The sequence below is a fragment of the Variovorax sp. Root411 genome (genome assembly GCF_001425205.1).
Classification (GTDB): domain Bacteria; phylum Pseudomonadota; class Gammaproteobacteria; order Burkholderiales; family Burkholderiaceae_C; genus Variovorax.
This window is the reverse complement of the sequence record NZ_LMDW01000002.1, coordinates 128,591-143,292: the sequence shown is the minus strand read 5'-3', so window position 1 is coordinate 143,292 and position 14,702 is coordinate 128,591. Positions and strand designations below refer to the sequence as shown.

At 67.1% G+C, this 14,702-nt stretch carries 14 protein-coding genes; 10 read left to right on the top strand and 4 right to left on the bottom strand.

Going from position 1 to position 14,702, the window contains the following annotated elements; genetic code table 11:
* Positions 1-267: 267 nt before the first annotated feature.
* The 9 genes from ASC92_RS06775 (at position 268) to ASC92_RS06735 (ending at position 9,830) form a co-directional block, all read left to right on the top strand.
* Positions 268-1,191 (top strand): SMP-30/gluconolactonase/LRE family protein, encoded by a 924-nt coding sequence (locus ASC92_RS06775; protein WP_056512818.1) that lies wholly within the window; start codon positions 268-270, stop codon positions 1,189-1,191.
* Positions 1,188-2,708, top strand: coding sequence for a sugar ABC transporter ATP-binding protein (locus ASC92_RS06770; protein ID WP_056512258.1), 1,521 nt, complete (start codon positions 1,188-1,190; stop codon positions 2,706-2,708). The genes ASC92_RS06775 and ASC92_RS06770 overlap by 4 nt, the downstream gene beginning before the upstream one ends.
* Positions 2,705-3,802: an ABC transporter permease gene (locus ASC92_RS06765; RefSeq protein WP_056512253.1), complete on the top strand. Its 1,098-nt coding sequence runs from the start codon at positions 2,705-2,707 to the stop codon at positions 3,800-3,802. The genes ASC92_RS06770 and ASC92_RS06765 overlap by 4 nt, the downstream gene beginning before the upstream one ends.
* Positions 3,799-4,911 carry a substrate-binding domain-containing protein gene (locus tag ASC92_RS06760; RefSeq protein WP_056512251.1) on the top strand — a complete coding sequence of 371 codons (1,113 nt, stop codon included), beginning with the start codon at positions 3,799-3,801 and terminating at the stop codon, positions 4,909-4,911. The genes ASC92_RS06765 and ASC92_RS06760 overlap by 4 nt, the downstream gene beginning before the upstream one ends.
* Positions 4,912-4,914: 3 nt before the next feature.
* The gene (locus ASC92_RS06755; RefSeq protein WP_235505714.1) at positions 4,915-5,619 is read left to right on the top strand and encodes a cytochrome B; all 705 of its coding nucleotides are present in this window, start codon (positions 4,915-4,917) and stop codon (positions 5,617-5,619) included.
* 36 nt (positions 5,620-5,655) lie between these two features.
* Positions 5,656-6,750: an ABC transporter ATP-binding protein gene (locus tag ASC92_RS06750; protein ID WP_056512249.1), complete on the top strand. Its 1,095-nt coding sequence runs from the start codon at positions 5,656-5,658 to the stop codon at positions 6,748-6,750.
* 31 nt (positions 6,751-6,781) lie between these two features.
* On the top strand, positions 6,782-8,026 hold the full coding sequence (locus tag ASC92_RS06745; RefSeq protein WP_235505712.1) for an ABC transporter substrate-binding protein: 1,245 nt from the start codon (positions 6,782-6,784) through the stop codon (positions 8,024-8,026).
* 107 nt (positions 8,027-8,133) lie between these two features.
* A complete protein-coding gene (locus ASC92_RS06740) occupies positions 8,134-9,009 on the top strand; it encodes a carbohydrate ABC transporter permease (RefSeq protein ID WP_056512247.1) in 876 nt (291 codons plus the stop codon).
* Positions 9,006-9,830 carry a carbohydrate ABC transporter permease gene (locus ASC92_RS06735; RefSeq protein ID WP_056512244.1) on the top strand — a complete coding sequence of 275 codons (825 nt, stop codon included), beginning with the start codon at positions 9,006-9,008 and terminating at the stop codon, positions 9,828-9,830. The genes ASC92_RS06740 and ASC92_RS06735 overlap by 4 nt, the downstream gene beginning before the upstream one ends.
* Positions 9,831-9,856: 26 nt before the next feature.
* Here ASC92_RS06735 and ASC92_RS06730 read toward each other — a convergent pair whose 3' ends face one another.
* Positions 9,857-10,258, bottom strand: a complete 402-nt coding sequence (locus tag ASC92_RS06730) for a phage holin family protein (RefSeq protein WP_056512241.1) — start codon at positions 10,256-10,258, stop codon at positions 9,857-9,859.
* Between the two features lie 169 nt (positions 10,259-10,427).
* Here ASC92_RS06730 and shkS point away from each other — a divergent pair, with 169 nt between their 5' ends.
* Positions 10,428-11,843 carry a surface-behavior sensor histidine kinase ShkS gene (gene shkS, locus ASC92_RS06725; protein WP_056512237.1) on the top strand — a complete coding sequence of 472 codons (1,416 nt, stop codon included), beginning with the start codon at positions 10,428-10,430 and terminating at the stop codon, positions 11,841-11,843.
* Between the two features lie 136 nt (positions 11,844-11,979).
* Here shkS and ASC92_RS06720 read toward each other — a convergent pair whose 3' ends face one another.
* The 3 genes from ASC92_RS06720 to ASC92_RS06710 form a co-directional block, all read right to left on the bottom strand.
* On the bottom strand, positions 11,980-12,582 hold the full coding sequence (locus tag ASC92_RS06720) for a LuxR C-terminal-related transcriptional regulator (RefSeq protein ID WP_007837193.1): 603 nt from the start codon (positions 12,580-12,582) through the stop codon (positions 11,980-11,982).
* Positions 12,583-12,655: 73 nt separating this feature from the next.
* A complete protein-coding gene (locus ASC92_RS06715) occupies positions 12,656-13,987 on the bottom strand; it encodes a tryptophan--tRNA ligase (RefSeq protein WP_056512234.1) in 1,332 nt (443 codons plus the stop codon).
* 16 nt (positions 13,988-14,003) lie between these two features.
* Entirely contained in the window at positions 14,004-14,672 is a 669-nt protein-coding gene (locus ASC92_RS06710) for a site-2 protease family protein (protein ID WP_056512232.1), read from the bottom strand.
* Positions 14,673-14,702: the final 30 nt, after the last annotated feature.

The following is a 14,702-nucleotide window of genomic DNA, read 5'->3' as shown; positions in this document are numbered from 1 at the left end:
CAGGACGGGCGAGGGGGGCAGTGGTGGCTTTGTTTGGAGGCAAGGGCTTCTTCTTTCTCTCTCTCGGAAATGCGGGTTCGAGGATATGCGACACGATATCTGATACCGATAACCTTTGATTCGCAGTGTTCGACGCACAAAGAATACAGCGAATTACGATTTTGTAAGAATGAAAGACGGCGCAATCGGCGTACGGGAAAGACCTAGGTTACCGGTATCTTTTTGGATGCACACTGCGAACCCCAACTTCAGGGACCAGTGCTGGCCATGACCATCGAAGTCTTCGACTCCCGTTTCGCCTCCGTCGCCCGCGATGCCGGCCCGCTCGAACGCCTGTGCACCGGCGCCGCCTGGAGCGAAGGCCCGGTGTGGATGCGCGAAGACGGCGCGGTGCTGTGGAGCGACATCCCCAACAACCGCATGCTGCGCTGGCACGCCGATGGCGGCATGAGGGTGTGGCGCGAGGGCGTGGAGTTCACCAACGGCCATACGCGCGAGGCCGATGGCGCCTTGCTGCATTGCTCGCACGGCCTGCGCGCCATCGTGCGCACGCGCTTCGGGCAGGGCCTTCTGCCGCTGGCCGACGAGGTGGTGGTCGACCGCTACCAGGGCCGCCGCCTCAACTCGCCCAACGACATCGTCGTGAAGCGCGACGGCAGCATCTGGTTCACCGATCCGCCGTACGGCATCGTGTCCGACCATGAAGGGCACAAGGCAGAAAGCGAGCTGGGCCGCAACCACGTGTTCCGCTTCGACCCCGCGAGCGGCGCGCTGCGCTCGGTGAGCGATTTCGTCGAGGAGCCCAACGGCCTGGCCTTCTCGCCCGACGAGAGCATCCTCTATGTGAGCGACACCTCGGCCGCCTTGCGCACCGATGGCTCGGGCCATCACCACATCGTCGCCTTCGACGTGATCGGCGGGCAGGACCTCGCCAACCCGCGCGTGTTCGCGGTTGTGGAGCCGGGGCTCGCGGATGGCTTTCGCGTCGACGTGCACGGCTTCGTCTACACGAGCAGCGCCGACAGCCTGCAGGTCTATCACCCCGACGGCGCGCGTATGGCGCGCATCGCGGTGCCGGAGAAGGTGGGCAACCTGACGTTCGGCGGCAGCGACGGCAACGAGCTGTATGTGTGCGCCTCGACCTCGCTGTACCGCATTCGCCTGAACACCCGTGGAGCGGCCGGCGCATGAGCACCGCTTCCCCACTGCTGCAGTTCCAGTCGATCAGCAAGCGCTTCGGTGGCACGCAGGCCGTCGACAACGTCACGCTCGACGTGCGCGCCGGAGAAATCCTTGCGCTGCTCGGCGAGAACGGTGCGGGCAAGTCGACGCTCATCAAGCTGCTCGCGGGCATCTATCCCGCCGACCAGGGCGAGATTCTTTTCGACGGCCAGCCGCAGGCCGACTGGCGACGCAGCGACCGGCGCGAGCAGCCGGTCGCCTTCATCCACCAGGACCTGGGCCTCGTCGAATGGATGACGGTTGCCGAGAACGTGGGCCTGGGCACCGGCTACCCGCGCCGCTTCGGCCTCATCGACTGGTCGGCCGCGAACGACACGGCGCGCCGGGTGATGGCGCGCGTGGGCTGCGACATCGACCCTGGGCGCCGCGTGTTCTCGCTCACGCGCGCCGAGAAATCGTTGCTCGCCATCGGCCGCGCGCTCGAAGTGAAGGCGCGGCTGCTGGTGCTCGACGAGCCTTCGGCCAGCCTGCCGATGAGCGACGTGGAGCGCATGTTCGGCGTGCTGCGCGAACTGCGCCGCCAGGGCATGGCGATGCTGTACGTGTCGCACCGGCTCGACGAGGTGATGGCCATTTCCGACCGCGCGGCCGTGATGCGCGACGGCAAGCTCGTGGCGGTGAAGACCACGGCGCAGACGAACGAAGGCGAGCTGGTCGGGCTGATCGTCGGCAAGGCGCTGTCGGCTTCGGTGCAGAAGGCGAAGACTCCTGCGCAGAGTGAGCCCGTGCTGCAGCTCGACGGCGCGGCCAGCGGCAACGCCGGCCCGTTGAGCTTGGCGGTGCACCGTGGCGAAGTGCTGGGCCTCGTCGGCCTGCGCGGTGCGGGCCACGAGGCCATCAGCCGCGCGATCTTCGGCCGCGAGCCGCTGTCGGCCGGCCGCATGCAGTTGCTCGGCAAGGCCTGCGACTTCACTTGCCCGGCCGACGCCATCCGAGCGGGCGTGGCCTACGTCGCCGGCGAACGGCTCGAAGAAAACCTCGCCGGCTCGATGACCGTGCTGGAGAACCTCTTCCCCAACGCCGCATTGCACGGCGACCGCGGCCTGGCCTTCGACCGCCCGCGCCGCGAAACCGGCCATGCGCTCTCGCTCATCGCGCGCTTCGACATCAACCCGCCCGCGCCTTCGGCCGAAGTGCAGCAGCTCTCCGGCGGCAACCAGCAGAAGGTGGTGCTGGCGCGCTGGTTCCATCTCGACAAGCCGCTGGTGGTGCTCGAAGAGCCGACCGCGGGTGTCGACGTCGGCGCCAAGCGGCAGATCTACGGCGTGTTGCGCGAGCGCGCCGAGGCCGGCACGGCGCTGGTCGTCGTTTCCACCGACTTCGAGGAAATCGCGACCGTGTGCACCCGCGTGCTCGTGTTCCGCGACGGCTTGATCGCCGCCGAACTCACGGGCGAAGCGATCACGGTCGAAAAACTTCTGGCATTGGCAGCAGGCGCGGCAACGCGCGAGGAAATATCAGCATGAGCAGCTCGATCAAGTCCACGGCGCTGGAGCCCGACAAGTCCCTCGACGGCGAGGCCATCTCGCTCGCGCAGCGCATCGGCCGCGCGATGCCGGTGTACGGGCTCGTGGTGCTGATGGTGGCGCTGGCGCTGCTGTTCTCGCTGCTGCTGCCCGACACCTTCCCGACGCTGTTCAACCTGCGCGCGATCCTCGCCGACAAGTCGGTGATCGCGCTGCTCGCGCTGGCCGCGACCATCCCGATGATCACCGGCAAGATCGACCTCACGGTGGGCTACGGCATCGTGCTGTGGCACATCCTCGCGATCAGCCTGCAGACGCAGCTCGGGCTGCCGTGGCCGGCGGCGGTGCTGGTCGTGCTGCTGTGCGCGGCGCTGTTCGGCGTGCTCAACGGGCTGCTGGTCGAGCTCGCGCAGATCGATTCGTTCATTGCCACGCTGGGCACCGGCACCGTGATCTACGCGGTCGCCATGTGGCACAGCGGCGGGCGGCAGGTGGTGGGCGAGCTGCCCGATGGTTTCGTCGGCATCGCGGGCGGCAACCTGCTGGGGCTGCCGATCGGTGCGTTCTACGTGCTCGCGGTGAGCGTCACGCTGTGGGTCGTCACCGAGTTCACGCCGCTGGGCCGCGCGCTGTACGTGATCGGCGCGAACCCGAAGGCGGCGCAGCTCAACGGCATTTCGGTGCGCAGGCATGTGATGGGCGCGTTCGTTGCCTCGGGGCTGCTGTCGGGCTTTGCGGGCGTGCTGCTGGCCTCGCGGCTGCAGATCGGGCAGGCCAGCGTGGGGCTCGAATTCCTGCTGCCGGCGCTGGTCGGCGCGTTCCTCGGCTCCACCACCATCCGGCCCGGCCGCGTGAACGTGTGGGGCACGCTGGTCGGCGTGGCGATTCTCGCCATTGGCATCTCGGGCATCCAGCAGTTCGGCGGCGCCTTCTATGTGGAGCCGCTGTTCAACGGCCTGACGCTGCTGGTGTCCATCGGCATCGCGGGTTGGGCGCAGCAGCGTCGCAACCGTTCGATCAAGCGGCGCATTGCCGAGCGCCAGCTCGACCACGCACAGCCCGTTCCCATCACAACCACCGGAGACAAAGTATGAAGAAGAGTGTTCACGCACGCACGGCCGCCGCCGTGCTGGCCCTGTGCGCCGCCACGTTGGCGCACAAGGCGATGGCCGACGACTTTCTCGAAGCGGCGAAGCAGAAGGTCGCGGTCGCGACCATGACCAAGGAGAAGTGGGACGGCCCCACCGCCGGCCCCAAGGCCGCGGCCGGCAAGACCATCGTCTTCGTCGCGGGCGACATGAAGAACGGCGGCATCGTCGGCGTCAGCAAGGGCGTGGAAGAAGCGGCCCGCGCCATCGGCTGGACGGTGCGTGTCATCGATGGGCAGGGCACCGTGAGCGGCCGCACCGCCGCGCTCAACCAGGCGCTGGCCGTCAAGCCCGCGGGCATCGTGGTCGGCGGCTTCGACACCACCGAGCAGAAGGCCGCGTTCTCGGGCGCGGCCAAGTCGGGCATCCCGCTGGTCGGCTGGCATTCGGGCGAGCAGCCCGGCCCGAACGACAAGGCGGGCCTCTACGCCAACGTGACCACGGTGACCGACGACGTGGCCGATGTCGCCGCCTCATGGGTGGTGGCCGATTCGAACGGCAAGGCCGGCGTGGTGATCTTCACCGACTCGCAGTACGCCATCGCGCTCTACAAGGCGCGTGCGATGGAAGCCGTCATCAAGAAGTGCGGCGGCTGCACCGTGCTGAGCTTCGAGGACAGCCCCATCGCCGAAAGCTCCACCCGCATGCCTCAGCTCACCACCTCGCTGCTGCAGCGCTTCGGCGACAAGTGGACGCACTCGCTGGCCATCAACGACCTGTATTTCGACTTCATGGGCCCCTCGCTGACGGCGGCGGGCAAGAAGGGCGACGGCAATCCCAAGGCCGTGTCTGCGGGCGATGGCTCCGAGGCCGCCTACCAGCGCATCCGCACGCAGCGCTTCCAGGCCGGCACCGTGCCCGAGCCGCTCAACATGCAGGGCTGGCAGATCGTCGACGAGCTGAATCGTGCCTTCGCCAAGGAGAAGTGGTCGGGTTATGTGCCCAAGGTGCACCTCGTGACGGTGGGCAACGTGGGCAAGGACGGCGGGCCGAAGAACGTGTTTGATCCGGACAACGGGTACCGCGACAAGTACAAGGCCGTCTGGGGCAAGTGACGCATGCCGCTGCTCGACTGGTTCCTCGCGCCGTTGAGCGGTGCGTCCACCCACGAGATCGCGCCCTGGGCCTCTTGGCACGCGCGGCTCATGGTGCTGGGCTGGGGCCTGTTGCTGCCGCTGGGCGCATTGGCGGCGCGCTTCTGCAAGGTCATGCCGTCGCAGGGCTGGCCGCTCCGGCTCGACAACCCCTTCTGGTGGCACGCGCACCGCGTGCTGCAGTGGAGCGGGGTGCTGGCGATGACGGTGGGCGTGGTGCTGGCATGGCGCGGCGCACAGGGAGCCACCGAGCTCGCGCGCATTCATGCGGTGGCCGGCTGGGCGCTGTGTCTTGCGGGCTGGGCGCAGGTGGCCGGTGCGCTGCTGCGCGGCAGCAAGGGCGGGCCGACCGACCGGCAGTTGCGCGGTGACCACTACGACATGACGCGCTGGCGGTTGTTTTTCGAACGCGCGCACAAGGGCATCGGCTGGCTCGCGGTGATCGCGGCCATCGGCGTCATCGCACTGGGTTTCGTGGTGGCGGATGCGCCGCGCTGGATGCCGCTGGCATTGGGCGCCTGGTGGCTGGCGCTGGCCGGTGCTTTCGCCGCGTTGCAAAGGCGCGGGCGCTGCATCGACACCTACCAGGCGATCTGGGGTCCCGACCCGATGCATCCGGGAAATCGAATACCACCTGTCGGCTGGGGCGTACGGCGCCCCTTCGGCTGACATCACGCAAGACAAGAAAATAAAGGGAGTGCGTTCATGGCTGGTCTGGAGTTGAACAACGTTGCCAAGCGTTTTGGCGATGTCACCGTAGTGCAGCAGCTCGATCTCTCGGTGCACGAGGGCGAGTTCGTCGTGCTGCTGGGCGAATCGGGCTGCGGCAAGAGCACCACGCTGCGCATGGTGGCGGGGTTGGAGACGGTGAGCGAAGGGCAGATCCGCATCGCCGGGCGCGATGTGACGGCGCTGCCGCCGATGTCGCGCGACATCGCGATGGTGTTCCAGAACTACGCGCTTTATCCGCACATGGACGTGGCGCAGAACATGAGCTTCGCGCTGAGCCTCGCGGGCCGTCCGGGGTCGGAGGTGAATGCCAAGGTGGCCGCGGCCGCCAAGGTGCTGAACATCGAGCATCTGCTCAAGCGCAAGCCCAAGGAGCTGTCGGGCGGCCAGCGCCAGCGCGTGGCCATCGGCCGCGCCATCGTGCGCGAGCCCCGGGTGTTCCTGTTCGACGAGCCGCTGTCGAACCTCGACGCCAAGCTGCGCGGCCACATGCGCGCCGAGCTGGCGCTGCTGCACGAGCGGCTGGCCAAGACCACGGTGTACGTCACGCACGACCAGATCGAGGCGATGACGCTGGCGGACCGCATCGTGATCTTCGACAAAGGGCGCATCCAGCAGGTCGGCACGCCCGGCGAGGTGTTCAACCGCCCGGCCACGCTGTTCGTCGCGGCCTTCATCGGCATGCCGGGCATGAACCTGATGCCGGTGCGCTTCGTCGGCCACGAGGGCAGCGGCGGGCTGCTGCGCGGCGATGGCTTCGAGCTGCCGGCGCCAGGCTGGCTGCGCGACCGCGTGACCTCGCCAGATCAGCCGCTGACGGTCGGAATTCGCCCGCAGGCGCTGCGCATCGCGAGCGGGCCCGCGTCGCTGAACCTCCAGGTCGACGTCGTCGAGTACCTCGGCACCGAGAGCCAGGTGGTCGGCCACCTCGCGGTGGCGGGCGGCGCGCGCATCACGGCCACGGTGCAGGGCGATGCGCACGGCCTGCTGCACACCACGGTCGGGCTCACGGCCGGCACCGAGGACATGCATGTGTTCGATACGGCCAGCGGCCAGACGCTGCGCCCCTGACAGCTTTCGTTTTTTTCCAAGGAGAGGTTTTATGCAACGCAGAGACGTTATCAAGAGCGCGGCCATCACGGTGTTCGGCGCGGGCCTGCCATTCAGCGGGGCGAATGCGCAGAGCCGCTATGCCAAATACGCGGGCCAGACCGTGACCCTCAACGTGCCCTCGCATCCGCACTACGACGCGATGGCGAAGATCCTGCCGGAGTTCACGCGCGAGACCGGCATCAAGGTCGAGGTCGACAAGCTCGCGATGGCGCGACTGAAGGACAAGCAGCTGCTCGAAATGGCCAAGCCGCAGGGCGACTACGACCTCGCGAGCTACGTGGTGATGTGGAAGGGCGAGTACGTCGCGAAGAACCTCATCCGGCCGCTCGACCCGTACCTGGCGAATGCGGCGCTGGCCGACCCGGCCTACGACATCAAGGACATCATCCCGATCTACCTGGAGAACCTCGGCCTCGTCGGCGGCCCGAAGGGCTACCTGCCGGGGCCGGGCGCCAAGCTCTACGGACTGCCCTATGGCGCCGAGACCTCGGTGCTCGCGTACCGGCGCGACATCTTCGCCAAGCACAACCTTCAGCCGCCGGAAAATTACGAGCAGTTCAGCAAGCTGCTGCGCCTCATCAAGGACAAGGAGGGCATTGGCGCGCTGGCCTCGCGCGGCCAGGCCGGCCACCAGTGCGTGCACGCCTGGCTGCTGCACCTGAATCCGATGGGCGGCGCGATCTTCGACGACAAGTGGAAGCCGCGCTTCAACGATCCCATCGGCGTGGCCGCGCTCAAGTTTTTGCAGGAGGTGGTCGCCACCGGCCCCGCGGGCATTGCTGGCTACGGGCAGGGAGAGAGCAACACGGCCTTCCTGCAGGGGCAGGCCTCGATGTACCTCGACTCGACCTTGCTCGCCGGCCTCGTCAACGACCCGGCCAAGAGCCGCGTCGCGGGCAAGGTCAGCTGGGCGCTGCATCCGGCCGGCACGCGGCGCTCGTCGCAGTCGGGCGGCCTGGGCCTTGCGATTCCAAAGAACGCGAAGAACGGCGATGCCGGCTTCCTGCTGATGCAGTGGCTCACCTCGAAGGCGCAGGACAAGTCGGTCGCGCGCGCGGGCGGCGTGCCGATCCGCAATTCGACCATGGCCGATGCCGACCTCGTGCGCCAGTACCCCGAGTACATCGTGTTCCGCGAGGCGCTCAAGTACTCCAACCCCGACTGGCGCCGATCATCCCGGCCTGGGACAAGATCAATGTGCAGGCGCTGGGCGTGGGCATCTCCGAGGCGCTGATCGGCAAGAAGACGGCCGAGGCCGCGCTCAATGAGCTGGTGCCGACGGTGACGAAGATCATGCGCGAATCCGGCTACGCGGCCTGACGCCGCAACGGACGCTTCGTCATGCGCAGACCCGGCTGGCTCCCAGCCTTCTACGTCGGCCCCGCCGTGCTCGTCATGGCGGCGGCCTGCCTCTACCCCGTGATCTCCGCGATCCAGCTGGGCTTTTTCGACTGGAGCCTCGGCACGCCCTGGTCGGAGGCGCGCTGGGTCGGCATGGGCAACTTCCTCTCGGCCTTCTCGAACCCGCGCGTGTGGTCGTCGCTGTGGACCACGTTGATGTTCGCAGCCGTCTGCGTGAGCGCGGAGATGGTGCTGGGCATTGCGCTGGCGCTCGCGCTCGAACACCCGGTGCGCGGCACGGCGTTCTTCCGCACGCTGTTCATCCTGCCGATGATGATCGCGCCCATCGCAGTGGGGCTGGCGTGGCGCTACATCTTCGATGCGCAGTTCGGGTTGCTCAACGCGCTGCTGGGCGTGTTCGGCGTGGCGCCCATGGGCTGGCTGGCCGACCCGACGCTGGCCTTCATCGCCATCGTGATCGCCGACATCTGGCAGTGGACGCCCTTCGTCTTCATCATGATGGTCGCGGCGCTGGCGAACGTCGATGGCGCGGTCATCGAGGCCTCGCGCATCGACGGTGCGCGCTGGTGGCAGATGACCTTCAGGGTGAAGCTGCCGATGGTGATGAACGTGATCGCCATCACGCTGATGATGCGGCTCATCGATGCCTTCCGCGTGCTGGAGGTGATCTACGTGCTGACCTTCGGCGGGCCGGGCGACAGCACGGAGATCTTGTCGCTGCACATCTACAAGACAGCCTTCGTCGGGCAGCAGCTCGGCGTGGCGGCTGCCGTGTCGGTGCTGCTGCTGGCGGTGGTAGCGGCGCTGTCGTGGGGTGCGCTGCGGCTGTCCAACCCGATGAAGGAGTTGCCATGAAGCGGCCTTTGCCCCTGGTGGTGGCGCACTACGCGATGCTGGTTGCGCTCGGCCTGCTGTGCGTGGCGCCCATCGCATTGATCTTCGCGACCAGCCTGCGCCAGCAGGTGCAGATCTTCGCGCAGCCGCTGAACTTCATCTTCATGCCCACGCTGGAGAACTACCGCGCGGTGCTCACCGAAGACAACCTGGGCCGCTACCTCGGCAACAGCCTGTTCGTCGGCGTGATCGCAACCGCCATCACGCTGGTGCTCGGCTGCATGGCCGCCTACGGGCTGGCGCGCTTCCGCTTTCCGGGCCGCTCGGCGGTGGGCTACGCCACGCTGCTGTTGCGCACCGTGCCGCTGGCCGTGCTCGCGATCCCGGTGTTCATGATCTGGAGCCAGTGGCAGCTGGTGAACAGCCTCTGGGGGCTGATCCTGCTGTACGTGGCGGTGAACCTGCCATTCACCATCTGGCTGCTCTACGGCTTCGTGCTGCAGGTGCCGGTGGAGCTCGAAGAGGCGGCGGCCATCGACGGCTGCGGGCCGGTGCGCGTGTTCACCAAGGTGCTGCTGCCGCTGATGGGACCGGGGCTCGCGGCGGCGTCGATCTTCACCTTCCGCATCGCGTGGAACGAGTTCATCCTCGCGCTGGTGCTGACCGACCGGCAGACGCGCACGCTGCCGGTGGCGGCGTCGCTGTTCGTCACCGACATGGGCGTGGACTGGGGCAAGGTGATGGCCATGGGCAGCCTGATCGCCATACCGCCGCTGATCTTCACCTTCGTGGCGGCCCGGCAGATCATCACGGGGCTGACCGCCGGCGCGGTGAAGGGCTGAAAGTCCGGAGCAGGAGGTGGAGGCGCTCAGAGCCAGTTGCCGCTCTGCGGCATCTGCACCTTCTCGGCCGGGTCGCTGCCCGTGACGAACGAGCCGATGACGATGCTCAGCAGCGAGATGAAGATGCTCGCGAACAGCGCGGTCCAGAAGCCCGACACCCGGAAGCCTTTCACCAGCGCGGCCACCAGCAGGATCATCAGTGCGTTGATGACCAGCAGGAAGAGCCCGAAGGTCACCAGCGTCAGCGGCAGCGTGAGCACGATCAGCAGCGGCTTGACGACCGCGTTGGCCAGGCCCAGCAGCAGCGCCGAGACCACCAGCGCGCCGGTGCTGTCGAACTTGAGCCCTCGAAACAGGTGGCTGGCCACCCACAGTGAGACGGCGGTGATGGCCCAGTGGATGAGGAAGGGGATCAGGTTGTTCAGCATGAGATTCGGATCGCGAAAGCAGGCGCCATGTTAGCCGGCGTGCTCACGCCGCGCAGGACCATCGGCAAGAGCGTGAATCCTTCCTGCTTAAGGTTTGGATGGCCGAGCGCTGTTTTCGAAGGTTACCTGGTGAAACGATGTCGGGTGGGCCGTTAAGATCGCCGGTCTTATGGCCAATGCGTCGATCGCCAGCATGACCCCCGCCCCGGCTTCGGCCGACGAAGCCGAATCATGGGTGCGCGGCGAACTCATTCGCAGCCTCATGCGCTCTGCGAAGGGCTCGTATTTCGTTTCGGGCGCGCTGATGCCGGCGATGGTCGGCCTGAGCTGGGCCTACGTGCCTCGCTGGGAACTGCTCACGTGGCTCGTGGCCGGCTTGCTCGCCACTGCGTGCCGTGCGTGGGGCGCCCAGGTCTACGCGGTGCGCTACGCCGGGCGCAGCGCGGCGGCGCAGCAGCAGTTCACCGAACGCTATGGCTTCGTCTGGAGCACCAGCGCGGTGGTGTGGGGCCTCTCGGTGCTGCTGTTCTTCGAGCGTACGCCGCAGGTCAACCAGTTCATGAGCTGGCTCATCGTGGCCGGCGTGGGCACCTTTCCGCTCAACGGGCTGGCGCTGCATCCGCCGCTGCTCAAGCGCTACGTCAACACGCTGTTCATCACGATGCTGGGCGCGGTGTTGCTGCGTCTGGCCTCGATCACTCTGCAGCATCCGCAGTTCCAGTTCGGCTACCTGATGCCGGTGCTGCCGGTGCTGCACTGGTTTTTGCTGCTGCGGGCGGGGCGGCACATTCACGAGACGGCGCGCAACAGCCTGGAGCTGCTGTTCCACAACCACATCCTGATCAAGTCGCTGACCCAGCAGCGGCAGGCGGCGGTGTCGGCCGTGGCCATGAAGAACCGCTTCCTGGCCAGCGCCGCGCACGACATGCGCCAGCCGGTGCTGGCACTTTCGTTGTACGCGGATTGGCTGCGCAACGAGCCCGAACTGGTGCTGGAGCTCGCGCCCAAGATCGTGCGCGCCACGCACGCGGTGAATGCGCTGTTCGACTCGATGTTCGACCTGGCGCGCATCGACTCGGGCCAGGTGCGCCTGCACGTGGAGCGGGTCGACATGTCCGAGCTGCTGCACGACCTAGAACTGCAATACCGACCGGTAGCCGAGAGCCGCGGCCTGGACTTCCGCGTGCACATGTGCGAGGGCTCGTTCCTGACCGACCCGATCCGCGTGCGCCGCATGATCGGCAATCTGCTTGCCAACGCGATCAAGTACACGACGGAAGGCGGCGTGCTGCTGGCCGCGCGGCAGACGCGCGACGGCCTGCGCGTAGAGGTATGGGACACCGGCATCGGCATCGCGCCCGAGCACCTGCGCGACGTGTTCCTGGAGTTCTACAAGGTGGCGGACCATGCCGGCACCTCCGACGGATTCGGCCTCGGGCTGGCCATCGTCGCGCGGCTGTCGCACGTGCTGGGCCACCCCGTCAGCGTGCGTTCGCGCCTGGGCAGCGGCAGCGTGTTCCGCGTGGCGCTGCACGACGCCGACGAGGCCGTGGCGCAAGCCCGCGTGAGCGCCTCCGGCGGCTAACGGGGCGCCCAAAAAAACCGCGCAGAGCGCGGTTTTTTTATTCCAGAAACACCGCGGAACCGGCTCTGCCGGGCCGCAGGTGTTGCCCCCTGCAAGGGGGTTGGCGCAGCGACACGAAGTGCGCGAAGCCTGGGGGTTAGCCAGAAAGCAGCCCATTCGTGCGTGCATAGTGCAGCGCCTGCGTGCGGCTCTTCACGCCCAGCCTGCGAAACAGGCGCCACAGGTGCACCTTCACCGTGTGCTCGCTGATCTCCAGGTCGGTGGCGATGTCGCGGTTGCTCATGCCCTTGTCGAGCATGGCGATCAGCTGCGTCTGCCGCTTCGAGAGCTTGCCGCTGTTGGCGGCCGGCATCTCGTCGGCTTCGTCTTCCGAGCCCGCCATCAGCAGGCCGCGCAAGGCCGCCGCCAGCTCGTTGGAGCTGGCCGACTTCTCGATGTAGGTGTCGGCGCCGGCCTCGATGCAGGCGTCCTCCATGTCCGCGGACGGTGCCGCCGAGTACACGGCGATCGGCACGTTCGGATAGACCTGCTTGACCGCGATCACGCCCGACACGCCATTGGTGTCCGGGAGCTTCAGGTCCAGGCAGAAGAGGGTGGGCGCGCCACGCTGCTGCACGGAGCCCGCGAGCTTGTCGAGGCGCTCGAGCTCGACGATGTTCTCGGCCGGGCGCAAGCGCCGCAAGACCATCACGATCGCGTCGCGCATCAGGGGGTGGTCGTCGATGACATAAATGCTCATGTTTTCTTCCTTTGTGATCGCACCGTCTTCTCTCGTCCTGCTCACCGGCAGGTAAGCCGATGGGTTTGCCGGATCAACTCCCGCTGGTCGTGGGTGTTGCCTCTGCCAGTGCCTCAAGCGCCTCGGTGACGGCGCGTGTTTCTTCTGTCCCGACGGGTTCCAGTTGGCTGGCCAGCGCGGCCAGCGCCTGGCCGCGCTGCGCCTGCAAGAGCGCGATGGTACGGCCCGCTTCCTGCGGCGACGTGAATCCACGGCTCTGCAGCAGGGTTTCGCCGCGCGCATCCAACAGCTTGAAATAGAAAAGCCCGTCCGCCTTCTCGCGGTACTGCTTGAAGCTGGGCTTCGCGACCTTGGCCGCCCGGGCTTGCCCGGAGTCCTTGCCGGCCGCGAGATTGCGCAGGCCGACCGCGTGGCGCAGGCTGGCCATGAAGGGCTTCGACAGGGCCTGCGCCTTCGCGGCGCCGGCGAGCAGGATGCGCTCGATCTGCGCCGGGTCGTTCATGAGCGCGTCGTAGCGTGCGCGCAGCGGCGCCACTTCCTGGTCGATGCGCTCGAACAGCAGCTGCTTGGCGTCGCCCCAGCCGATGCCGTCGGCGTACGCCTTGCGCAGCAATTCGGTTTCCTCGGCGCTGGCAAAGGCCTGGTAGATCTGGAACAGGGCCGAGCCCTCGGTGTCCTTGGGCTCGCCGGGGGCGCGCGAGTCGGTCACGATGCTGGCAATCTGCTTTTGCAGCTGCGCGCGCGGCGCGAACAACGGGATCGTGTTGCCGTAGCTCTTGCTCATCTTGCGGCCGTCGAGGCCGGGCAGGGTGGCGACGGCGTCATCGATCTCGGCTTCGGGCAGCGTGAAGTGCTCGCCGTACTGGTGGTTGAAGCGCTGCGCCATGTCGCGTGCCATCTCGATGTGCTGCACCTGGTCGCGGCCCACGGGCACCTTGTGGGCGTTGAACATCAGGATGTCGGCGCCCATGAGCACCGGGTACATGAAGAGGCCGGCAGTCACGTCGGCATCGGGGTCCTCGCCCTTGGCCACGTTCTTGTCGAGCTGCGCCTTGTAGGCATGCGCGCGGTTGAGCACGCCCTTGCCGGTCACGCAGGTGAGGAACCAGGTCAGCTCGGGGATCTCGACGATGTCCGACTGGCGGTAGAAGGTGACGCGCTCGGGGTCGAGCCCGCAGGCCAGCCAGCTGGCGGCGATCTCGAGGGTGGAGCGCTGGATCAGCGCCGGCTCCTGCACCTTGATGAGCGCGTGGTAGTCGGCCAGGAAGAAGAAGCTCTGCACACCGGGCGCGACGCTTTGCCGCACCGAATGGCGGATCGAACCGACGTAGTTGCCGAGGTGCGGCGTGCCCGACGGCGTGATGCCGGTCAGGACGCGCAGGGGAGCTTGGGAAGACGAGGCCATTTGACGAAAGAAGAACTTAGAGCAGCAATGCCTTGAGCGGCGTGATGAGCAGGTTGATGACGAAGTAGCCCACATCCATTAGCGGCCGCAGCCAGTAGGTGCTGACGACGCCCGCGATGACGAGGCCCATCACGATGAAGAAGCCGTACGGCTCGATGCGCGCCAGGAACATCTGGGCCCGCCCGTTGGGCAGCAGGCCCGCCAGCACGCGGCCGCCGTCGAGCGGGGGCAGCGGGAACAGGTTGAAGGCCCACATCACGAGGTTGACCAGGATGCCGCCCTGCGCCATCTTGATGAAAAAGGTTTCACTGACGCCGGCCGCGACCAGCGCCACCAGCACCAGTGCCCACAGGATCGCCTGGATGAAATTGGAGACTGGCCCCGCCAGCGCCACCCAGACCATGTCTCGCTTCGGATGGCGCAGCCGCCCGAAGTTGACCGGCACCGGTTTGGCGTAGCCGAACAGGAAGGCGCCCGAGGTTGCAAAGTACAGCATCAACGGCATCAGGATGGTCCCGATGGGGTCGATGTGCTTCATCGGGTTGAGGGTGACGCGTCCCATGACCTCGGCCGTGTTGTCGCCGAAATAGCGTGCGACGTAGCCGTGTGCCGCCTCGTGCACGGTGATCGCGAAGATCACCGGCAGCGCGTAGATCAGGATGGTCTGTATCAGGTTGGAATCCACTGGGCGATTGTGTCAGACGGGAGTGGTTAT